At 57.2% G+C, this 22,311-nt stretch carries 21 protein-coding genes; 4 read left to right on the top strand and 17 right to left on the bottom strand.

Translation table 11 applies throughout. The annotated features are described in order from the left end of the window. Positions 1 to 39: 39 nt before the first annotated feature. From E0L35_RS11825 to ffh, 11 genes are all read right to left on the bottom strand, one after another. Positions 40 to 669: a YitT family protein gene (locus E0L35_RS11825; RefSeq protein ID WP_138800383.1), complete on the bottom strand. Its 630-nt coding sequence runs from the start codon at positions 667 to 669 to the stop codon at positions 40 to 42. A 45-nt stretch (positions 670 to 714) separates the two neighbouring features. Beyond that, on the bottom strand, positions 715 to 2,526 hold the full coding sequence (locus E0L35_RS11820) for a DHHA1 domain-containing protein (RefSeq protein WP_138800382.1): 1,812 nt from the start codon (positions 2,524 to 2,526) through the stop codon (positions 715 to 717). 7 nt (positions 2,527 to 2,533) lie between these two features. After that, a complete protein-coding gene (thrC, locus tag E0L35_RS11815; RefSeq protein WP_138800381.1) occupies positions 2,534 to 3,922 on the bottom strand; it encodes a threonine synthase in 1,389 nt (462 codons plus the stop codon). A gap of 6 nt (positions 3,923 to 3,928) precedes the next feature. After that, positions 3,929 to 5,245: a homoserine dehydrogenase gene (locus tag E0L35_RS11810; RefSeq protein ID WP_009288268.1), complete on the bottom strand. Its 1,317-nt coding sequence runs from the start codon at positions 5,243 to 5,245 to the stop codon at positions 3,929 to 3,931. Positions 5,246 to 5,355: 110 nt separating this feature from the next. Further along, positions 5,356 to 6,159 (bottom strand): DsbC family protein, encoded by an 804-nt coding sequence (locus tag E0L35_RS11805; RefSeq protein ID WP_138800380.1) that lies wholly within the window; start codon positions 6,157 to 6,159, stop codon positions 5,356 to 5,358. After that, positions 6,134 to 7,015, bottom strand: coding sequence for a site-specific tyrosine recombinase XerD (gene xerD / locus E0L35_RS11800; protein WP_138800379.1), 882 nt, complete (start codon positions 7,013 to 7,015; stop codon positions 6,134 to 6,136). Before xerD ends, E0L35_RS11805 begins: the two co-directional genes overlap by 26 nt. Positions 7,016 to 7,145: 130 nt before the next feature. After that, a complete protein-coding gene (gene rplS / locus E0L35_RS11795; protein ID WP_027957738.1) occupies positions 7,146 to 7,502 on the bottom strand; it encodes a 50S ribosomal protein L19 in 357 nt (118 codons plus the stop codon). Between the two features lie 140 nt (positions 7,503 to 7,642). Continuing rightward, on the bottom strand, positions 7,643 to 8,410 hold the full coding sequence (gene trmD / locus E0L35_RS11790; RefSeq protein WP_027957737.1) for a tRNA (guanosine(37)-N1)-methyltransferase TrmD: 768 nt from the start codon (positions 8,408 to 8,410) through the stop codon (positions 7,643 to 7,645). A gap of 101 nt (positions 8,411 to 8,511) precedes the next feature. After that, positions 8,512 to 9,057, bottom strand: a complete 546-nt coding sequence (gene rimM / locus E0L35_RS11785; RefSeq protein ID WP_071695240.1) for a ribosome maturation factor RimM — start codon at positions 9,055 to 9,057, stop codon at positions 8,512 to 8,514. 71 nt (positions 9,058 to 9,128) lie between these two features. Further along, complete coding sequence (gene rpsP, locus E0L35_RS11780) at positions 9,129 to 9,377, bottom strand: 30S ribosomal protein S16 (RefSeq protein ID WP_007111767.1); 249 nt, start codon at positions 9,375 to 9,377, stop codon at positions 9,129 to 9,131. A gap of 311 nt (positions 9,378 to 9,688) precedes the next feature. Next, a complete protein-coding gene (gene ffh / locus E0L35_RS11775) occupies positions 9,689 to 11,089 on the bottom strand; it encodes a signal recognition particle protein (protein ID WP_027957735.1) in 1,401 nt (466 codons plus the stop codon). A 370-nt stretch (positions 11,090 to 11,459) separates the two neighbouring features. Between ffh and ccsA the strand changes: the two genes are divergently transcribed. Both ccsA and E0L35_RS11765 read left to right on the top strand, forming a co-directional pair. Further along, positions 11,460 to 12,257, top strand: coding sequence for a cytochrome c biogenesis protein CcsA (ccsA, locus tag E0L35_RS11770; RefSeq protein WP_009288264.1), 798 nt, complete (start codon positions 11,460 to 11,462; stop codon positions 12,255 to 12,257). Positions 12,258 to 12,362: 105 nt separating this feature from the next. Beyond that, positions 12,363 to 13,637, top strand: a complete 1,275-nt coding sequence (locus E0L35_RS11765) for an HlyC/CorC family transporter (RefSeq protein ID WP_138800378.1) — start codon at positions 12,363 to 12,365, stop codon at positions 13,635 to 13,637. A gap of 15 nt (positions 13,638 to 13,652) precedes the next feature. On the opposite strand, the gene E0L35_RS11760 is transcribed toward E0L35_RS11765, so the two are convergent. Together E0L35_RS11760 and E0L35_RS11755 are read right to left on the bottom strand one after the other, a co-directional pair. After that, positions 13,653 to 14,318, bottom strand: a complete 666-nt coding sequence (locus E0L35_RS11760) for a 1-acyl-sn-glycerol-3-phosphate acyltransferase (RefSeq protein WP_009288262.1) — start codon at positions 14,316 to 14,318, stop codon at positions 13,653 to 13,655. Beyond that, a complete protein-coding gene (locus E0L35_RS11755; RefSeq protein WP_027957733.1) occupies positions 14,315 to 14,929 on the bottom strand; it encodes a TetR-like C-terminal domain-containing protein in 615 nt (204 codons plus the stop codon). Before E0L35_RS11755 ends, E0L35_RS11760 begins: the two co-directional genes overlap by 4 nt. 191 nt (positions 14,930 to 15,120) lie before the next feature. On the opposite strand from E0L35_RS11755, the gene E0L35_RS11750 reads away from it, so the two are divergent. Next, entirely contained in the window at positions 15,121 to 15,807 is a 687-nt protein-coding gene (locus E0L35_RS11750) for an SOS response-associated peptidase family protein (protein WP_133731010.1), read from the top strand. Beyond that, positions 15,807 to 18,674 (top strand): insulinase family protein, encoded by a 2,868-nt coding sequence (locus E0L35_RS11745; RefSeq protein ID WP_138800377.1) that lies wholly within the window; start codon positions 15,807 to 15,809, stop codon positions 18,672 to 18,674. Before E0L35_RS11750 ends, E0L35_RS11745 begins: the two co-directional genes overlap by 1 nt. Before the next feature lie 39 nt (positions 18,675 to 18,713). Here E0L35_RS11745 and sbcB read toward each other — a convergent pair whose 3' ends face one another. The 4 genes from sbcB to minC all read right to left on the bottom strand — a co-directional run bounded on the left by sbcB (position 18,714) and on the right by minC (position 22,259). After that, positions 18,714 to 20,207, bottom strand: coding sequence for an exodeoxyribonuclease I (gene sbcB, locus E0L35_RS11740; protein ID WP_138800376.1), 1,494 nt, complete (start codon positions 20,205 to 20,207; stop codon positions 18,714 to 18,716). An 81-nt stretch (positions 20,208 to 20,288) separates the two neighbouring features. Beyond that, positions 20,289 to 20,540, bottom strand: coding sequence for a cell division topological specificity factor MinE (minE, locus tag E0L35_RS11735; protein ID WP_007111776.1), 252 nt, complete (start codon positions 20,538 to 20,540; stop codon positions 20,289 to 20,291). Then, the gene (gene minD / locus E0L35_RS11730) at positions 20,537 to 21,355 is read right to left on the bottom strand and encodes a septum site-determining protein MinD (RefSeq protein WP_027957730.1); all 819 of its coding nucleotides are present in this window, start codon (positions 21,353 to 21,355) and stop codon (positions 20,537 to 20,539) included. The genes minE and minD overlap by 4 nt, the downstream gene beginning before the upstream one ends. Positions 21,356 to 21,512: 157 nt before the next feature. Further along, positions 21,513 to 22,259: a septum site-determining protein MinC gene (gene minC, locus E0L35_RS11725; RefSeq protein ID WP_138800375.1), complete on the bottom strand. Its 747-nt coding sequence runs from the start codon at positions 22,257 to 22,259 to the stop codon at positions 21,513 to 21,515. Positions 22,260 to 22,311: the final 52 nt, after the last annotated feature.

The following is a 22,311-nucleotide window of genomic DNA, read 5'->3' as shown; positions in this document are numbered from 1 at the left end:
GCACTGATAGTGTGGTGGTTCTGGCTTGGCTAAACGTTTTTAGCTCACTCCAATATATCGCCCTGGCTTATGGTTCAGGGCGATAATCAGGTTGAGCGTCAGCGCCCCTAGTACCGAATAGCCCACGCGATCCAACGGTAGTTGGGTCAGGGCTACCAGCAGGATAACGCCATCAATCGCCAGTTGAACGTAGCCTGCGCACAGGCCGTGTTGATCCTGCAAGTAGAGCGCGAGGATATTGATACCGCCCAGGCTGGTGCGGTGGCGAAACAGCATCAGCATGCCGATGCCCATCAGCGCGCCGCCCATCAAGGCGGCGTAGATTGAGGGCACGTTGGCAAACTGCACCCAGCCTTGGGTTAACTCTGAAAACAGCGATACCAAGCCGATGGCGGCAAAGGTGCGCAGGGTAAAACTCCAGCCCATCCGCTTCACCGCCAAGTAGTAAAACGGCAGGTTAATGGCAAAAAAGTACACCCCAAAGCCCCAGCCGGTAATACTGCTGGTGATATAGCTCAACAGCAGCGCTAAGCCTGCAGTACTGCCGGTCAATAGCACCGCATGGGTGTAAAAGGTCACTCCCAGCGCTACAAAGAACGTGCCCAGCAGCATCGCCATCACATCTTCATAGGGGCGATGCTGATCCTGGGGTAAATCTTCCACGCGCATAGGGCGTCCTTACTTAAATTGCCAGTAGATGATGCGATGTACAGCTTAAATTGGGCTGGCGTGTTCGACCATCAACTGCAGCGTCTCGCGGCCGCGCCAGCGGTTACGGTTAAGCTTATAAGCACAGTGCAGTGTATCCCCCACGTTAAACCCAGGCAGTTCCCCTGGCGTTAAGGCACGAAACCAGATGGCTTTGCAGGTCACCGGGCCAGTGGAGAGTTCCAGCATCAGGTGCGCGCCGTCAGCACCCACCGGGCGCAGCGCCTCGACAATAAAGCGGCCTTCAAACAGCGGCGGATCAAACTCCCGCCCATAGGGCCCAAGGGTTTCTATCTCTTGCAAGGTGGTCAGCGAAAGCTGTGCCGTGGAGAGCTCACCATCCGTCCATAGGCGCGGATAGAGCGTTCGTCCCTCCAGCTGTTCGCCTACGGCCCTCAAGAAAGCCGCTTTAAAGGCGTCAAGCTGATCCCGTGGCACGCCTACCCCTGCCGCTCCACTATGACCGCCAAAGCGTGGCAGCGCCTGGGGAGCAAGCTCAAAGGTGCGCTGTAGGGCATCCCGCAGGTGCAGCCCATCAATCGAGCGGCCAGAGCCGGTTAGCATGCCTGGTGCCGAGGCTTGCGTTAGCACCAACGCCGGGCGCCCGTAGGCCTGCACCAATCGCGAGGCGACGATACCCTGTACGCCGGGGTGCCCGTCTTCAAGCAGCACCACCACGGCGGGCTCATCGGCATCCAGAGCTGCCGTGGCAAGAGTGCGCGCCTCGGCGGCCATATCGGCCTCAATCGCTTTGCGGGACTGGTTATCCTGATCCAGAACGTCGAGCTGGCGATTGGCGACCCCATCGTTCTCGGCCAGCATAAAGTGCAGCGCCGCGTAGGGGTCGTCCAGCCGCGAGCGGGCATTAATCCGCGGCCCCATCTGAAACGCTAACGTCTCGGCGTTAAACGGCACACTGTCAGCGCCTAAGCGCGTGGCCATAGCGCGCCAGCACGCCGCATCCATACGATTGATCAGTTTTAACCCTTGATTGACCACCGCGCGGTTGGCGGGGCTGCCGCCCAGGGAGACACAGTCAGCCACGGTGCCCAAAGCTACGTAGGAGAGCCAGGGCGACAGCTTGGGCGTCGACTCTGATAGCGCTCCCCACTCAATCAGAACGCCGCGGGCGAGTGACATCAACAGCCACGCCACCATACAGCCAGCGATGGTTTTGTCGGGATACTCACAGTCATCACGGGTAGGGTTAACACAGGCGAATGCCGAGCTTGGCGGCCCCTCACTGGGCAGGGCGTGGTGGTCGCTGACTACCACGTCGATACCTGCCGCTTTTAATCGCGCGATACGCGGCTCATCAGAGCTGCCACAATCGGCGGTAATCACCAGGGTCGGAAACGGCTTTTGAGCCAAGGTGCGCTCTACCAGCGGTAGGCTAATCCCATAGCCGTCGTGAATACGGTGGCCAATCAGGCTATGTAGCTTGCCCTCTGGCACCCCAAACAGCTCCACCAGCGTGCGCCTAATCACCACGTGGGAGGTAATGCCATCCACGTCGTAGTCGGTGAGAATGCCGATGGCCTCACCCTCTGCCACCGCCTGAGCGATACGTTCGGCGGCGCGGCGACCGTCGGCCAGTTTCTCCGGGTGGGCCAAATAACGCAGGCTAGGTGCGATTAAAGGGAGCAGCTCACCGCTGTAGCCCGGCAAGCGCGAGGCCAGCAAACGCGCCTGCAGTTCGCTTAGGCCTTCCGCCTGAGCGCGGGCATAAAGCGCCTCATCCACTGGACGAGGCTCTAAGCGCGGCCCGGTCTTGCTAGACGACAGCGTGCGATCGGGTAAATCAGTCACTGAGGCCATTAATACGTCAACGCCGGTTTTCCGCAACGTACTGCTGCACGGCGGCAAGTTCCGCAGGGAGCACTGTGTAGCGCTCTTCGCGCTCAATCAGGTCTTCCATATGCGGCGGCAGTGGCACGCCCAGGAAGCCCGCCTTCACAACGGCCTCGGCGAATTTAGCCGGGTGCGCAGTGGCGAGGGTAATCATTGGCGTTGACTGATCTGCCCGGGCACGCTCGGCAGCACGATAGCCGGTGGCGGTGTGCGGGTCGAGCATTTCACCAGTGCGTTTATGGGCGTCGCGAATCACTTCCAGAATCGTCGCATCGTCCACGCTGTAGCTGGAGAACTTCTCGCGCAGCTTGGCCAGCGGCGCATCGGCCAGCGCCGTGGGTTCCTGCTGGAAGCGCTCAAGCAGCGCCGCCACGGCCAAGCCATCGCGGTCGTAGGCGTCAAACAACAGGCGCTCAAAGTTAGATGACACAACGATATCCATGGAGGGCGCTAAAGTAGCCGCTAGCTCTTTTTTGGAGAAGTCGTTGGCGGCCAGCGTGCGGTGCAGAATGTCGTTGGCGTTGGTGGCGATGATGAACTGCTTCACCGGCAGGCCCATTTTGTAGGCCATATAACCAGCAAACACGTTGCCGAAGTTAGCCGACGGCACGCAGAAGCTCACTTCACGGTGCGGCGCACCCAGCGCAACGCCGGAGGCGATGTAGTAAACGATCTGCGCCATAATGCGCGCCCAGTTGATCGAGTTCACCGCGACCAAGCGAGTACCGTTGAGGAACGACTGATCGGCAAAGCTGGCCTTGACCATCGCCTGGGCGTCATCGAAATTGCCTTCGATGGCAATATTGAAGACGTTATTGGCCAGCACCGAGGTCATTTGTCGGCGCTGTACTTCCGAGACCCGGTTGTGCGGGTGCAGGATAAAGATATCCAGGTTGTCGCAGTGGCGACAGCCTTCAATCGCCGCCGAGCCGGTATCGCCAGAGGTCGCACCCATGATCACCGCACGCTCGCCACGCTTTTTCAGGAAGTGGTCGAGCAGGCGGCCGAGCAGCTGTAGCGCTACGTCTTTAAATGCCAGGGTCGGGCCGTGGAACTGCTCAAGCAGGAAGTGATTGGCATCCAGCTGTTTGAGCGGCAGCACGGCGTCGTGATTAAAGGTCGCGTAGGCCTCGGTCACGATGTTGCGGAAGGTCTCGTCGTCGATCTCACCGTTCACAAACGGCTTCATCACCCTAAAGGCGATTTCCGCATAGGAGAGCCCGGCCATGTCGGCCAGCTCTTCCCGGGAGAACTCAGGCATTGTTTCCGGCACATAGAGGCCGCCGTCGCTGGCCATACCGGTGAGCACCACTTCTTCAAAGGAGAGCGCGGGCGCCTGCCCGCGCGTGCTGATATAGCGCATCTAGGCTTACTCCCCTTCACTCAAGCTTTCCACGCGAATACGCGTGACGGGGCCCGCAATATCGGCCATGGATTCGATTTCGCGAATCGCTGCGTTCATCTGCTTCTCTTTAGTACGGTGTGTGAGCAGAATGATCGGCACCAGCTCGCCTTCGGTCGCCTCTTTCTGAATCAGTGCCTCGATCGAGATGCCCTGCTCAGATAGAATCGTGGCCACCCGCGCCAACACGCCGGGGCGATCCACCGCCAGCAGGCGCAGGTAGTAGGCCGTGATGATATCTTCCATCGGCATGATGGGCAGTTGGCTGACATCTTCGTCGATGCCGCTAAACGCCAGGTACGGCACCCGGTAGCGGTGCTCGGTGGAGATATCCCGCGCCACGTCGAGTAAATCGGCCACCACCGCTGATGCAGTCGGCTCGGCGCCGGCGCCAGCGCCGTAGTAGAGCGTCGGCCCTACCGCGTCGCCCATTACTGCAATAGCATTTTTTACGCCATGAACATTGGCCAGCAGGCGCTCTTTAGGAATCAGCGTGGGGTGAACCCGCAGTTCCAGGCCTTGATCGGTACGCTTGGAGATACCCAGGTGCTTGATCACGTAGCCAAGGTTGTCGGCTTGCTCGACGTCTTCCGCAGTAATCCGTGAAATGCCTTCGGTGAAGGCTTTCTCGAACTGCAGCGGCACGCCGTAGGCAATCGAGGCCAAAATCGTCAGTTTGTGTGCCGCATCGATACCTTCCACGTCAAAGGTGGGGTCAGATTCGGCGTAGCCTAGCGCTTGAGCTTCCGCGAGCACGTCCTCAAAGGCGCGGCCTTCATCGCGCATATGGGTAAGAATATAGTTGCCGGTGCCGTTGATAATCCCCGCTACCCATTCAATGCGGTTGGCACCCAAGCCTTCGCGCAGCGATTTGATCACCGGGATGCCGCCTGCGACTGCAGCTTCGAATGCTACGATGACGCCCTTTTCGTGAGCGGCTTTGAAGATTTCGTTGCCGTGCACCGCAATCAGCGCCTTGTTGGCGGTGACCACGTGCTTGCCGTTTTCAATGGCGGTGAGCACCAGCTCGCGGGCGATATCGTAACCGCCAACGAGCTCCACCAGGACATCCACATTGGGGTTGGTCGCGACTTCAAACACATCGGAGGTGGCATTGATGCCGGTAATATCGCAGTCAGGATGAATACTGCGGTGAGCAACCTGCTCAATCACAATAGGGCGGCCAGCACGACGCGCAATATCATCAGCGTTGCGAGTCAATACGTTAAAGGTGCCGCCACCGACAGTACCTAGACCACAAATACCTACTCTTACCGGTTTCAAAATACTTCCCCTTTCGTGTTGTGCACCTGGTGGTGCTGGCCTTAATTACGGTTTTGAATTCGATCTTAAAGACCGTGCCTCAGCGCTTTGTATTATCTTTCAATGTGACGTCATTCGTCATCTAAGCCTAACATGGCAAAGAGCCGCTCGGGGGGCACAAAGCCCGGCACCAGTTGCCCATTGGGCAAAATAATTGCTGGCGTGCCCTGTACACCCAGCGCCTTACCCAGATCATACTGCTCCGCCACAGGATTGTCGCAGTCTGCTGCGCTGGAAATAGTCTCGCCCTCTTTGGCTTGAGTCATCGCTTCACTGCGATTATCCGAGCACCACACCTGCTGTAGCATGGTGGCAGCCTGGCTGCCCATACCCGCACGGGGAAAGGCCATATAGTGAATGGCGATACCACGCTCATTCAACTCCGGAATGGTGTCGTGTAACCGCGCGCAATAGGGGCAAGTAGGATCGGTAAATACCGTCACTGTTGCTTTCGGTTCTTCGGCACCGCGGAAGATCACTAGCTCACTCTCAGGTACTGCCGCTAGCGCATCTGCACGCTCTTGATTCTGCTCTTGCTCGGTTAAGTTGACCAACCCGTCGGGTGCATTTTCATATAGGTCACCGACCAGGAAGTGGCTGCCGTCTGCATTGGAGTAGAAAGATTCGCCGTTCTCCAACCGCACGTGATAAACGCCATCCATAGGCGTTTCGGTGACCGCTTCCACGGGCATCGACTGGCCATTGACGCTAAGTGTTTCAGCCAAACGATCTGCCACGTCGTCAGCCTGTGCAGCGGAAGGTAGCAGGCTGGCAGTTAGCAAACACGCCAGCATCGAGGAAGGTGTCAGTAAAGGTAGTGTTACAAAACGGCGTTGACGCATCATCAATTCAACCTCGTGGGTGATGTTCAGCATGTAGGCTTTCCAAGCGCGCCTGGGCTACATGGGTATAAATTTGGGTCGTCGACAGATCGCTATGACCCAGCAGCAGCTGTACGACCCGCAAATTGGCCCCATGATTCAATAAATGGGTGGCAAATGCATGGCGAAGCGTATGGGGCGACAGTGGCCGGGTAATCCCTGCCGTTATGGCATGCACCTTAATCCGGTGCCAAAACGTTTGCCGGGTCATCGCTTTGTCACCCCGCCCAGGAAACAGCGCGGGGCGTGTTGGGTCGCTCATCAGCGCCAACCGTGCAGTCTGCATATAGTGCGCCAGCCAATCTGCGGCCTCTTCGCCCATGGGAACCAAGCGGTCTTTATCGCCTTTACCACGCACCCTAACCACGTTTTGGCGCAGATTGACCGCATTACCAGTGAGCCCTACAAGCTCTGATACCCGTAAGCCACAGGCGTACAGCAGCTCCAGCATGGCACGGTCACGAACCCCCAAAGGAGTCTCCGTATCCGGCGCCAAGAGTAGGCGCTCAACCTCGTCCTCTTCCAAGGTATTAGGCAAGCCGGGTATGACCCGCGGTAGTTTGATATCAGTCAGTGGGTCACTTTCCACTTGGTTGTTTAAACGCCCCCAACGGTAGAAGCTGCGCAGCGTCGACAGCAGCCGGGCATTACTGCGCAGTTGATACCCCTCCTCCCGGCGACTGGCCAGCCACTCACTGAGGCGCTCCGGCGGCGGCGCCAGAAGGGCTTCACCGTGGCTCTCCAGGTGGCTCTGCCAGGCGGTTAAATCACGCCGATAGGCGGCTAACGTATGATCGCTGGCGCCCTGCTCAAGCCAGAGAGCATCTAAAAATGCATCGATAACGCTCATACGTTAGTCACCTCAAGCCGCTTTTGTTGAGCGGATAAACAAAACCCCGCCCCGCAAAGCGGTGACGGGGTCTTGGTATCCGGGCGCGACGCCTGTTCGAGAACAGCGTGCGCCCGAGGAGCAGTGGCGTTTAAGCCAGCTTTTCCTTGATACGTGCAGAACGACCACTGCGCTCGCGCAGGTAGTAAAGCTTGGCTTGACGCACGTCACCGCGACGCTTGACTTCGATAGAGTCAACCAGCGGGCTGTAGGTCTGGAAGGTACGCTCAACGCCAACGCCGTGAGAAATTTTACGCACGGTGAAAGCGGAGTTCAGGCCACGGTTACGCTTACCGATGACTACACCTTCAAACGCCTGCAGACGCTCGCGAGTACCTTCTTTTACTTTTACCTGAACGACAATGGTGTCGCCGGGGGCAAAGGGAGGAATTTCTTTGCCCATTTGCTCAGATTCGATCGCCTGGATCACTTTGCTTTTACTGCTCATCATCATACTCCTGAATAACGTGTTGGCTTGACCGCTCAATCATGGGTGGCGGAAGCCGTGATCCCGGCGCTCGAAACGAGCTACGCGGGAGTCGTTATGGGTGACACAGGTGCGCATACGCCCTGCACCGCCGCTCTGGCCTACTCAGTTTTAGCTGACAGAGCGTGTTCTTCGATAAACTCGTTCAACAGCTTACGCTGTTCGGCATCTAACGGCCGCCCTTCCAACAGGTCTGGACGACGCTGCCATGTACGCCCGAGTGACTGCTTTAACCGCCAGCGCTTGATGGCTGCATGATTACCGCTTAACAGCACATCCGGCACTTGGCGCCCGTCGATGACTTCTGGACGGGTATAGTGCGGGCAGTCTAACAGACCGTCATTAAACGAGTCTTCGATAGCGGAATCCTGATGACCCAGCACACCGGGAATCAGCCTTGCCGCTGCATCAATCAGCACCATCGCTGGCAGCTCACCGCCGCTCAACACATAGTCGCCAATCGACCACTCTTCATCGATGTCACTCTCCACCACGCGTTCATCAATGCCTTCATAGCGCCCTGCCACGACCACTAAAGGCCCGGCGGAAGCCAGTGCTTGAACGCCCTGCTGATCCAGCTTACGCCCCTGGGGCGAGAGGTAGATCACCGTCGGCACTAAGCCGGTGGCTTTCTGCGCCCGTTCCCGGGCGGCAAAGATCGCTGCGCGCAGGGTGTCGACTTTCATCAACATGCCTGGACCACCACCATAGGGGCGGTCATCGACGCTGCGGTGGCGGTCAGTGGCATAATCCCGCGGGTTCCAAAACTCCAGTGCAATACGCTGTTTTTCTACCGCTCTGCCGACCACACCCTGTTGCGTGAGCGCGTCGAACATCTCAGGAAACAACGACACTACACCAATCCACATTGCAGGCACTGCTGCTTCGCTCGCCGTTTCCGGCGCGTTGCCACTATCCAACTCGGTTGAGTCGGTAGATGCATCATTGCTCAAACTGTTCATAAGTTTGGTCAAAACTCAGGATCCCAATCGACGACCATACGGCCCTCTTGGGAACTGATTTCGATAATGACGTCGTCTGGCAAAAATGGCAGCAGTCGCTCGCGCTTGTCGATTGACTCTGAATCGCCGCGAACCACCATGACATCGTTGGCGCCGGTTTCAAACAGGTAGCTTACCCGTCCTAGCCGTTCGCCGGCCTGAGTGAAGACCGCCATGCCTTCAAGCTCATGCCAATAATACTCATCGTCGGAAAGCTCAGGCAGCGCCTCTTTGGGCATCAAGATATCCGTTTGGGCTAATGCTTCCGCCGCACTACGGTCATCGACCCCTTCAAGCTGCACCACAAGTCCTTTGCCCTGCCGACGCCCTTGAACAATGCTTATGCGCTTCAGGGTTTCACCTTGGCGCACCCACCATTCCGGGTATTCAAGAATGCTGTCCATTGGGCTAGTGTAGGAGTACACCTTGAGCCAACCTTTCACCCCATAAGGGCTAGTCAGCTTGCCTAGCACCACATGCGTGTCGTCAGTTTGGCTTATTTCAAAACGCGTCATCGACGACCTCAGCTACCCAGCACTCACTTTCTCACACAATAAGTCTCAGACAACAAGACTCAAAATCAGGCTTAGGCCTGTTTGCGTGCTTCTTTTACCAGCTCAGCAACACGACCAGACAGCTGGGCGCCTTGGCTCTGCCAGTGAACAACGCGGTCTAGGTCAACGCGCAGACGCTCTTCCTGACCACGGGCAACCGGGTTGAAGAAGCCGATACGTTCGATGAAACGACCGTCGCGAGCGTTACGCGAGTCGGTAACGGTCAGGTGGTAAAAGGGACGCTTCTTGGCGCCACCACGGGCCAAACGAATGGTAACCATACGATAACTATCCTTCGGTTGAGGTTACGAGAGTGTGTTTATAGCGCTAACCGCTATCGGAACACTCGTCGTGCTGTTTTCTTGGCGCTAAACTGGCACACGACCACATAAAGCGGCTTGCATGACCTTTTTTAACACCATTAAGGCCTTCATTGAGCGCTGCTACTGCTACGTTTTGACGTATTTGGGCAGCACCCACGCATGAAGAGGCCGCATTCTACGCAAATGCGCCCGGCTTGGAAAGCCTGACAGCCAGAAAACTGATAGGTCGTCAACCTCACCAAGCGCATCAGTACGTTACTATTGGCGTCTTAGCGCCGCGGCAATCCACCGGGGCCGCCCATTCCACCGGGCCCACCTGGGCCGCCGCCACCCATCATGCCGGACATGCCACGCATCATTTTCTGCATGCCGCCCTTCTGGCCTGCTTTCTTCATCATTTTCTGCATCTGCTTATGCTGCTTAAGCAGGCGATTGAGGTCAGGCACTTGCAGACCGGCCCCCGAGGCAATGCGGCGCTTGCGCGAGCCATTGATAATGTCGGGCTTGCGGCGCTCTTTAGGCGTCATGGAATTAATTAGTGCTTCCAACTTGCCCAGCTCTTTCTCGGGACCAGGGCCTTGAGCCATCTCAGCCATCTGCCCCATACCCGGCAACTTGCCCATTAGGCCACCCATACCGCCCATCTTCTTGAGCTGCTGGAGCTGATCGCGAAAATCTTCCAGGTCAAAGCCATCACCCTTCTTGACCTTTTTGGCCAACTTCTCGGCTTTGGACTTATCGACGGTGCGCTCGGCTTCCTCGATCAGCGACAGCATGTCGCCCATCCCCAGGATGCGCGAGGCGACTCGGTCTGGGTGGAACGGCTCCAGGGCGTCGACTTTTTCACCGACACCCATAAATTTGATCGGTTTACCGGTAATGTGACGCACAGACAGCGCCGCACCGCCGCGAGCATCACCGTCCGCTTTGGTCAGAATCACACCGGTTAGCGGCAGCGCTTCGCTGAACGCCTTGGCGGTATTGGCAGCGTCCTGGCCGGTCATGGCGTCGACGACAAACAGCGTTTCCTGAGGCGAGACCGCTTTATGCAGTGCCTGGATCTCCGCCATCATGGCTTCATCAATCGCCAGTCGACCGGCGGTATCAATCAGCACCACATCGTGAAACTGGATCTTGGCGTGCTTGATGGCCGCTTCGGCAATCGCCACCGGCTGCTGGTCAGAGCGCGAGGGGAAGAAGTCCACTTCGACTTCTTTGGCCAGGGTTTCGAGCTGATCGATCGCTGCCGGGCGATAAACGTCGGCAGACACTACCAAGACCTTCTTCTTCTCGCGTTCGCGCAGGTAGCGGGCCAGTTTGGCCACAGAGGTGGTTTTACCCGCACCCTGTAGGCCGGCCATCAATACAACGGCGGGGGAACCCTTAAGCACAAAGCCGTCGTTGGCTTCGCCCATAATCGCTTCCAGCTCTTGCTGGACGATTTTGACGAACTGCTGGCCTGGCGACAGGCTTTTGGATACTTCCTGCCCGACCGCCCGCTCGCGCACGCGCTCAATAAACTCCTTGATGACCGGCAGTGCTACGTCGGCCTCAAGCAGTGCGCGGCGTACTTCGCGCAGGGTATCTTTAATATTGTCGTCGGTCAGGCGAGCCTGACCCTTGATCGACTTTAACGTCTGGGAAAGACGCTCACTTAGATTCTGGAACATGGGGCCTCTCTGCCTCCGTCACTGCCGTCGGCGCGCACGCCCTGGACTCATTAGTAAAAAGATTATACGCGCTCATGCTTTGAGTCTCCATGGGCGAGTGCCAGCGATCCTGCCTGGGCAAGCTGACGCAAGGGCGCTGTTAACCCATCCATGGGCGCTACTTTCGCCATCCATGGCGAAAGACCCTTGCTTACAGCTTTCCCTGGCATTCCTGCATACTTACTCCGAGTCTTTAACTATTTTCATGCGTTTACCCCGCTGGGCGACGCCGCTTGGATTAGTTATAGTAGTTGGATAGATTCTCGTCGTAATCACACTTAATTCGTTTATTTATTCACCGCAACGCGCTGCAAGGCGCACGGATAGCATCATGCAGGCGCTACCTTTCGCCACGATTGCTTTTGTTCTTTATGTTGCCGCTGCCATTTGGCAAGGCATGACGCTGTTCCGGCGTGTGCCGCCTCGCCAGGGCATGGTGCGCCTGCTCGCTGTGCTGGGCTTACTGCTGCACATTCCTGTGGTGGTCAAATTAGTCGGCCAATCCCCTGGCCTACTGCCCGGCTTTACCACCAGCGCCACATTGCTGATGGCGGTTGCGGTCAACGTCGTGCTAGTTGCCAGCCTTTTTAAACCGGTGCTTAACGCCGGGATTGCACTCTTCCCGCTGGCGGGTATTGCACTACTCGCCGCCACGTGGCTGCCGAATCAGGGCGGCCATACCGGGCTTACACCGGGCATTTTATTGCATGCGATAAGTTCAGCGCTGGCGTTTGCCGTGCTGGCGATTGCCGCCGTCCAAGCGGTGCTGGTCGGCCTACAGAACCAGGCGCTGCGCCACCATCATATTCGCGGCATTGTGCAGTCGCTACCGCCGCTCACCACCATGGAGCGGGTACTTTTTGAACTGGTGTGGGCGGGCATTATCCTGCTGACGCTCTCCATCGCGAGCGGGCTTATTTTCCTGGACAATTTCTTTGCCCAGCACTTGGCACACAAAACCGTACTCTCGCTACTGGCCTGGATAATCTTCACGACCCTGTTGGTTGGTCGTTATCGCTTTGGTTGGCGCGGCATGCGTGCCGTGCGCTGGACACTGGGCGGTTGCGGCCTGCTGGTGCTGGCCTACTTTGGCAGTAAGTTCGTACTTGAGGTTGTACTCAATCGATAGCGGCTCAACCGCTACCGCGGGCGTTACCACGCCTTTGGTTGTCTTGACACACTACTCGCTACCTTCTACAAATCGAGCCTAATCCGCCACAAAGGACTTTTCGACTTGAGCGACGACTTCCCCCTGGGGTTACTGTTCGGCCTGCTAGCCTTACTGATACTGCTTTCTGCGTTTTTCTCCAGCTCTGAAACCGGCATGATGTCGATTAACCGCTACCGCTTGAGCCATCAAGCCAACAGCGGTGACCGCAGAGCCAAACGGGTCATGCGCCTGCTCACCCGCCCAGACCGCCTGATTGGCGTTATCCTGATCGGCAACAACTTCGTCAACAACCTGGCGGCCTCAATTGCGACCATTATCGCCATTCACTTCTTCGGCGACGTATCTGGGCCTGCAATCTCTACTGCTCTGTTGACCATCACGATTCTTATTTTTGCCGAAGTAACGCCGAAGACCTACGCCGCGATTAAACCCGAGCGGATCGCCTACCCGACCTCCTACGCCCTTGAGCCACTGCTAAAGCTGCTTTACCCGCTCGTATGGCTGGTTAACGTGATGTCTAACGGCCTGCTCCGGTTGGTGGGCGTTAAAAGCGTTGATAACGGGGGCGATAGCCTGACCCGTGATGAGCTGCGCACGGTGGTTCACGAAGCGGGCACGCTGATCCCCTACCGCCACCGGGCAATGCTGCTATCTATTCTCGATCTTGAGAACGTCACCGTGAACGACATCATGGTGCCACGCCACGAAGTGCTGGGTATCGACCTGGATGATTCGCTCGAAGATATTTTGACCCAGATTCGCACCAGCCAGCATACCCGGCTACCGGTTTATAAAGGTGATATCAATAATATTATCGGCATGCTGCATCTGCGCAACGCGGCACGCTTTCTCTCCCGGGACGAAGTTACCAAGGCATCGATTGTTCAAGAGGCACGGGAGCCCTACTTTATTCCCGAGTCCACACCGCTCCATACCCAACTGCTCAACTTTCAAAAGCAGAAACGGCGCATCGGCATTGTGGTGGATGAGTACGGCGACGTAGAGGGCTTGGTCACCCTGGAAGATATTCTGGAAGAGATCGTGGGCGAGTTCACCACCGATGTCTCTGAAGATGAAGAGATTCACCAGCAGGACGACGGCAGCCATGTGATTGAAGGCACCGCCAATATTCGTGAGATTAACAAGATGCTCGGCTGGCAACTGCCTACCGATGGCCCCAAAACGCTCAATGGATTGATTCTTGAGCATCTTGAAGCTTTCCCAGAAGGCCCAGCATGCCTACAGATCGGCAATATGCGCATGGAGATTCTGGAGATCCGCGATAATCTCATTACCTCGGCGCGCTGCTGGCAAAAGCTGCGGACGCCACGCCGCTAATCAGTGATAAGCGAGTTAATGGCGGTTGGCCAGATCCTGATCAGCCGCTGCCTTTAGCGCCCTAACCCGCGCTTCGAGAAACCGCCGCAGCGCTATGTCATCGGCGTCCAGACGGTTGAGCGGGGGCCCAAAGTGCAGGCTCACCGGCGCCCGAAAACGCTTAGGGCACTTCTTTAGCGCCTTGCCATCATGGTGAGATGTCCACGACCCCCACAAGCCTGCTAACCCTGCCGGAACCACCGGCACATCGTCCCTGGCGAGAATAGCCTCTAGGCCACGCCGAAAGGCGTGAATTTCGCCATCAGGGGTCAATCGCCCTTCAGGAAAGACCATCACAACCTGCCCCTGGCGCAGCGCTGAGCTCACGTCATCCAGGGCGCGCCTCAGGGCGCCGGGGCTGCGGCGTTCAGACTCAATAGGGATTGCACCAACCAGCTGAAACCACCATTTAAGCCAAGGCGAGTCAAAAATCGGTTGATCCATCACAAAGCGCAGCGGTCGGGGGCTAGCACCGCCTAGCACCAAGGCATCCATAAAACTGACGTGGTTACACACCACCAGCGCGGCCCCCTGCTTGGGGATATGCTCACGCCCATGCACCTGTAACCGGTAGCAGAGGCGCATTGAGACAAAAATCAACCAGCGCAGCGCCTGGCGAGCCGCATTGACCCACCCACTCACGTCGCCGCCTCACGATGGCGTAGGCCCGCCAGAATGGTACTCATCAGTTGATCCAGCAGCTCATCTACTTTTAATTGCTGACCCTGCCAATAGCCCAATCGCTCATTAAGCCCTAGCTGGACTAACCCATGAACGCTGCCCCACAGCGTACGCCCTAAACGGCGGGCTTCGAGATCATCCAGCGCTGGCTGGTAGGATTTAAGCGACGCTTCTACTTGGGTAAACAGCGCTTCGATCAAATCGCTCTGGCGCTGATCAAGCTCACCTTCTTGGGCCAGCGGGTAATCAAACAGCAGTTGCCAGCGGTAACAATCCTGCTCGGCGAACCGCCAGTAGGCACGCGCCAGCGAACGTAGCCATGGCTCAGGGTCATCGTCGATCAGGCTGGTAATGGTGTGCTGTAAACGCGCCAAGGTTTCCACATTGACGTGCTGCAATAAATTATTGAAGCTGCCATATAGCTTCAATAGGGTGCTGGGGGCACAGCCGACCTCTCTGGCCAGGGCACGCAGTGAGAGACCATGGACTGGCTGCTCAGCCAACCACTCATCACAAGCGTGCATGACCTGCGCATGGAGGGCATCGGGCGCATGCTGTCTAGGACGGGCCATGGCAATCTCTTAAGGTCAACGGCAAACAAGAAGGAAGCCTCACTGCGCTTTAGCGGGAGCAAGGGATAAGATAGGATACCTTACATCGAACACTGTTTTCGACACTAAAACGCTACATTTCGTGCTTTATTGCGCGCAGTCCCCCGCCATCCAGGTACACTTCCACGACGATTCTGCTTAAGGAGATAGCTATGACGGGGCGATTGCATGTGCAAAATTTACCGCTGACCCGCTTATTGCCAACGCTAGCCACTCCTGAACCGTTGATTGAGTCGCCTAATCTAGCGCCTCGTCGGCCCATTTCCGCTATTCGCTTAGAGCAGGGGCAGTACCGGCTCTCGTCGCTATTCTGGGGCCTGACGCCACCCTGGCTGGAAGTGCTGGATCATGCCCCCCACTGCGCCCGGGCGGAAACCCTTGAATCACGGGCGATGTTTCGCGATGCCTTTAGCGCTCGCCGCTGCGTTATTCCGGTAAGCGGTTTCTATGTATGGAAAACCCAGCCCCGCAGCAAGCAACCCTATTTGGTGACCCAGGTATCCCGGGCGCCGTTGCTATTGGGCGCACTATGGTGCCGCTACCACACCACGTTAACGGCGTTTACCGACTCTGCCGCACTGATCACCGTGCCCGCCAACCTGCTGTTATCGCCGTTAACCGACCGCCTGCCGGTCACTATACCCAGCCATGCGTTATCCGCCTGGCTCAACCCAGACACCGATACCGAAACGCTTAATTCACTGCTAGCACCCGCACCATTGGAACTGTTGGGCGCTTTTCCGGTATCTAAACATGTCAATAATCCCGCCTACCAGTCACCGGCCTGTGCCCATCCTACCGGGTCGATGCTGCGTTGGGCTGTGTCACAGGAGCTGTAATGTTGCGATCCACTTGCATAACCCGCTGGCGTGTTTTCCCACAGTGCGCAGTGATTGGCGTTATCGCCAGCATCGCGTTAACACCACTGGCCTTCGCGGCCACCGATGACGCCGTTGCCGACGCCATTGCTGACACAGTCACCCCGATCATTAGCCCCTATGACAGCCGCGACTACCGGGTTTTGACGCTCGAGAACGGCCTCAATGTGCTGCTGGTCAGCGACCCGGAGGCGGACAAGGCGGCGGCGTCGATGAATGTGCAAGTAGGCAGCGCCCAAGATCCTGATGACCTTAAGGGGTTAGCACACTTTCTAGAGCATATGCTGTTTTTAGGCACCGAGCCCTACCCGGAATCTGATGCCTACCAGCGCTATATTTCCAATAACGCGGGCTCTCACAACGCCTTTACCGCGCAGCAGGATACCAATTACTTCTTTGATATTGAGCCATCGGCACTGCCGGGCGCGCTTGACCGTTTCAGCGAATTTTTCCTCTCGCCGCTATTTAACGCCGACCACCTGGAGAGCGAACGCAATATCGTTCACTCGGAGTACATGGCGCGTATTCGTGATGAGTCCCGTCGCGAAAACGATGTGCTCAACCAACTGCTCAACCCTGACAACCCCACCACCGGATTTGCCGTGGGCAGCCGGAAAACCTTAGCCAGCCCGCCAGAAGGCGAGGCAACGCTACGCGAGCGGGTCATCGATTTCTATCACCAGCATTACGACGCCAATGTAATGAATCTGGCGATTGTGGCGCCACAACCGTTGAACCAGTTGGAGGAGTGGGTAGCCGAGCGCTTTGCCGATATTCCCGACAACGACTTAAGCGTGCCGACGATTGACGCGCCGCTGGTTGATTCAGACACGCTACCCCGCTATATCGAGCGCCAGTCGCTGCAGGATCGTCGACAATTACGCTTCTACTTCCCAGTACCCGACCCCACTGACGACTACCGAACAAAGCCGACCCAGGTAATCGCCCACCTGCTTGGCGATGAAGGTGAAGGTAGCCTGTTAGCGGTACTGCGCGATGCAGGACTGGCCGATGGGCTTTCCGCCGGTGTGGGGCGCGGCGATGGCAACGAAGCACTATTCACTATCTCCATCAGCCTGACGCCCGCAGGCGCCGAACGCTTGGACGATATTGAAGCCACCCTGTTTGCCGCCATTGATCAACTGCGTAATGATGGCCTCGCCGAATGGCGCTACGAAGAGCAGGCAAAACTCAATGAGCAGGCCTTCCGCTTTCAGCAGTATGGCGCCCCACAGCAGGAAGCCACTCGCCTTTCAATGAGCCTATCCCGCTACCCGGTAGAGGACGTACAGTACGCGGCCTACCGTATGGATGGCCCCGATGCAGAACGCCAGCAGGTTTATCTTGACGCGCTAACGCCGGACAACATGCTGCGCTTCTACTCAGCACCGGATATCGAAAGCGACACTGTCTCACCTTGGTTCAATACCCAATGGGACGAGCAAGTGCCCGAACAGCCGGGCCAGCCCCTGAGCGGTTTGGCACTCCCGGGGCCCAACCCCTTTATCGCCAGTGACCTGACGCTGTTGGAAGGCCAGGATGAGCGCCCCAGCCTACTGGTCGAAACACCATCGTTTACCGCTTGGCACATGCAGGATGAGCGCTTTAACACTCCCACAGTTGAGTGGCGGGTCAGTCTGCAAAGCCCCACCGCCAGCTACTCTGCCCATGAAGCAGTGCTCACTCGGCTACTCGCCAGCTGGCTTAACGACAGTTTGAATGAATCCCTCTACCCAGCGTGGTTGGCAGGGCAGTCGTTTAGCGCTTATCCCCACGCCAGGGGCATGACACTATCGTTCTCAGGCTGGCGTGATGGCCAAACCCCGCTGATTGAACAAGCCCTAGAGCAATTAGCGCACGCAGAAATTACCGACAGCGCTTTCGAGCGGGTGCGTTATCAGCTGCAGCGCGAGTGGCGCAATGCGCCCCAAGCATCGCTCTACGGTCAAGCTAGCCGCACGCTGGGCGAAGCCCTACTCACACCACAATGGTCTACCGCTGAACTTCTCGCCGCCAGCGAGCGCTTTGACAGTGGTCACCTGGAAGATTTTCGCCAGCGCTTTCTAGATAACCTGTACGTCGATGCCATGGCGGTGGGCAACCTGGACGCTGACCTGGCGCGTGAACAAACACAGCTGATGCGTGCCAGGCTAAAACCGCGGTTAAACCGCGACGATATTGCTAACCTCACCCCACTTGCAGCAAGTGATGAGCACAGCGTGCTGCACCCTCACAGCTCTCGGGATGAGTCCTTGGTTCTGCGCTATCTGCAAGGCCGCGATCAGACGCCAGAGGAACAAGCCACCACCGCGGTGATCGCCCAGTGGCTGGAAACACCGTTCTACCAGCAACTGCGCACCGAGCAGCAGCTCGGCTACATCGTGAATGCCGGCTATTCGCCGCTGCTCGAAGCGCCAGGGGTTGCCCTCATGGTGCAATCACCCGACGTGGATAGCGGCACCATTGCCGAACGCATGGATGTGTTTCTTGATGAGGCTAACCAACGACTTGAACAACTCAGCGACGCTGACTTAGTGCCTTATCGCCAGGCAGTTCACGACCAGTTGCGCCAGCGCGATACCAGCCTTGCGGGCATGGCCAACCGCTATTGGCAAGCCACCGCGTTGGAAGACGTGCGCTTTGATCGCCGCGACCAACTGGCCGAACTAGTGCTGAACGTTAGCCTTGAGGATATTAAGGCCCTATGGCCATCGTTGCGCGAGCACACCCTGGATATTCGCTTTAATCCGGGCGACGAACCCAGCGATGTCAGCGATTATCGTGAAGAGCGCTCCCCCCTGCCCAAAGTGCGTGATGACAATGCGTAAAGAGAACTCCCTACAGGAGTGACCTAAACGGGTACCGGCTCAGGCGTCAAATGCTTGAGCCGGCATCATGGCTTCCACGAACATCACCAGCTCTTCCAAAATCTGCCGCTCGCGATCAGTAAGGGTTTGCTGATTGTACTGAGCGATTTCCCGCGCAAACGCCTTGAGGGTAAAGCCCGCCAGGGCCGGATCATTGATCCGCATCCAACGAAACGCTTCCCACTGCTCGCGCTCTTCACCTTCCAACGTGTCGGGGTAATTGCGTGCACGAAAGCGAAACAACATCTCTTCCAAGCGCGGATCCTGAAACGCAAAGCGCTGCCCTACCAAATCCCACGGCTCCATCTCTCGCACCCGCTCCATCTGCTGACGGTCAGCAGCCGAGAAGAAACTGCCTGAGTAGAGCATTAGATCAGGGTCTTGTGGCGCATCGTCGTAGCCTGCACTAAACACCTCTGCGATCTTAGCGACAACACCGCTGGCATCACGCAGGGCTTTCCAGTGCTGCCGACAAGCCGCCACATCCAAGCCTAAGCGCGCAACGATGGTGCCATATTCACCCTGCTGAGGCCCCTCAACATCTTTCAAAGCACTGGCGGGAAACACCACCGGGCAACGGTTGATATGAATCACCTTCAGCGGAATACGCGCCTCGCCTTCGGATAAATCCTGCTGACTGACAAACACGCGCTCACGAATCTGCTCCGCCGACATACTCAGCATATCGCTGGGATCAACGCTCAAATCGTAAACGATCACCCCATTAGGATTTGTCGGGTGTTCGGCCAGCGGCATGACTAACGCACTACAGCCCCGGCTGGCGGGATAACGACGGGAGATATGCAGCAGCGGTTTGGCGTTGGGCAGGTCCAACTGCTTAGCCACCGCGCGCTTACCACGCAGACCGAGCAAATAGTCGAACAGCTTCGCATTGCGCGCCTTGAGCAAGCGGGCCAACGCGATCGTGGCCCGTACATCAGCTACCGCATCGTGGGCACCCTCATGGGCAATGCCGTTAGCTGCAGTTAAGTGCTCAAGCTTGAAGCTGGGTGCGCCGTCTTCGCGCAGCGGCCACTCAATGCCATCAGGACGCAGCGCATAAAAGGCGCGCACAACATCGATTAAATCCCAACGGGAATTGCCGTTTTGCCACTCACGGGAATAAGGGTCGAGCAAATTGCGGTAAAACAGATGGCGGGAGACTTCGTCATCAAAACGCAGGCTGTTGTAACCCACCACGCAGGTGCCCGGCTCACTCATATGGCGCTGAATCTCGCCCGCGAATTCTGCTTCGGGCAAACCATGGCGTTGGGCTTTTTGAGGCGTAATACCGGTAATCAAACAGGCGGCAGGATGAGGCAGGTAATCATCGGCGGGCTTGCAGTAGAGCTCGATCGGCTCGCCGATCTCGTTCAGGTCAGCATCAGTGCGCAGGGCTGCGAACTGTGCGGGCCGATCGCGACGCGGATCCGCCCCGAAGGTTTCATAGTCATGCCATAGAAAACTGGCAGGGGCAGCATTGGGTGGCGCCATGAACAATCACTCCGCTGGGCAGTTAAAAGCCCAAGCCTAGCACACCCGCCACCCCTTTCGCCGCGTCTTCAGCGCTTAGGGTTAGCTTTTGGGGAGCGTAACGTTTAGTTCAAGCACTGAGCAGTTGTCTTCGCTGTCCAAGGAAATTTGAATGGCGTCGTCATCCACATGGACGTAGCGACGGATCACCTCAAGCAACTCGCGCTCAAGCATCGGCATATAGTCGGGCTGCCCGCGCTGGCTACGCTGATGCGCCACAATAATTTGCAAACGTTCTTTGGCTACCGAGGCGGATTTTCTGCGCTCACGCTTCAAGAACTCAAGCAGTTTCATCGACGACCTCCCCCGAACATACGGCTGAGCAGGCCTTTGCGTTGCATTTCATGAAAACGCAGCGGCATGTCTTCGCCGAGCAGGCGCGATACCGTATCGCTGTACGCTTGACCCGCATCGCTGGAGATATCGTGGGTGACGGGCACACCCTGGTTAGAGGCACGCAGCACGGCCTCAGACTCAGGAATCAAGCCCAGCAGGTTAATCGCCAAAATTTCGCGGATATCGTCGAGCGTCAGCATATCGCCGGAGGTTACGCGCTCGGGATTATAGCGGGTCACCAACAGGTGCTCTTTGATAGGGTCTTCGCCCTGTTCGGCACGTCGGGTTTTAGAAGCCAGCAGCCCCAAAATACGGTCAGAGTCACGCACTGACGAGACTTCCGGGTTGGTGACCACAATCGCCTCGTCGGCAAAGTACATGGCCAACTGCGCACCACGCTCAATACCGGCGGGTGAATCGCAAAGAATGAAATCGAAATCTTCTTTCAATTTCTCCAGAATCTCCGCGACCCCCTCTTGGGTCAAGGCATCTTTATCACGGGTTTGAGAAGCTGGCAAAATAAACAGATTCTCGACGCGCTTATCACGAATCAGCGCTTGGTTAAGCCCCGCTTCACCTTGAATCACGTTGACTAAGTCATACACCACGCGTCGTTCGCAGCCCATGATCAGGTCGAGATTCCGCAGGCCCACATCAAAATCGATTACGACTGTTTTTTTACCGCGCAGCGCAAGCCCCGTAGAGATGGCTGCCGCGCTAGTGGTTTTACCGACCCCTCCTTTACCAGAGGTCACTACAATTATCTTGGCCAAGAGTCACTTCCTTCTTGAAGTCGTTCATCGCGAGCGCGAGTCAGCCGGCGCTCTGCGCATAACGGGAACGTCAATGTCATCAACATGCCATACTGTAACGGATAGCGCCTTCGGCGTCGCTAGGCATGAAGCACCAACGCAGCCTCATACAAATACCTTAGCTCAGTGGCTTAATTTCAAGCTGTTCTTTTGTAAAGTGAACTTCCGCGGGTCGCCCCAGAAGCTGTGCATCAATATCTTCAGAGCGTTTGTAATTGCCTGCCACTGAAAGCAGTTCAGCCTCCAATTCGCGGCAGTAAATACCCGCTTGGGTATTGCCATGAATACCCGCCAACGCACGGCCACGCAGCGCGCCATAAACATGAATACTGCCAGCGGCCAGCACTTCTGCACCGGCATTCACCGCCCCAATCACCACTAAATCTCCATCAGAGGCGCTTACTTGCTGCCCCGACCGCACGGTACCGCGATAAAGCCGCGTAGCGAGCGTTGGCGCTTCCGCCTCACTCAGTTCCTCCTCACGGGCAACTTCTTGTACCGGCGAGCTGTTCACACTTTCAAGCACCCGGGCACGGCCCTCTGCCACCGGCGGAAACCACCCTAACCCCAGCGCCCAGGACGATTGGCGAACCGGCTCGGTGCCACCGCGTACGGCCACCGGCAACAGCTTGTGGTCACGGCACACGGCACAAATGCGTTCAAGGGCTAAGTGGGGTTCATCGAGTTTTTCCACGCTGAGCACAACCGGTGTATGCTGAAAGAAAGCGGGAGACTGGGAGAATTTGCCAGCCAACTGCTGTCGGATTTGCTCCGGATCAGCACTACTTAGCTCCATGACGGTCATCGGCAACATGCCCCCTTTGAAGGTAAAGGCCACTACGGCACTATCCACGTTAAGGCTCATGGCCGAACTCCCCGTCATGTTCAGATAAGATATAAGGTAGCGTACTATCACG

The organism is Halomonas sp. ATBC28 (assembly GCF_005937175.1).
GTDB classification, from domain to species: domain Bacteria; phylum Pseudomonadota; class Gammaproteobacteria; order Pseudomonadales; family Halomonadaceae; genus Vreelandella; species Vreelandella titanicae.
This window is presented reverse-complemented; position numbering and strand designations above follow the sequence as displayed.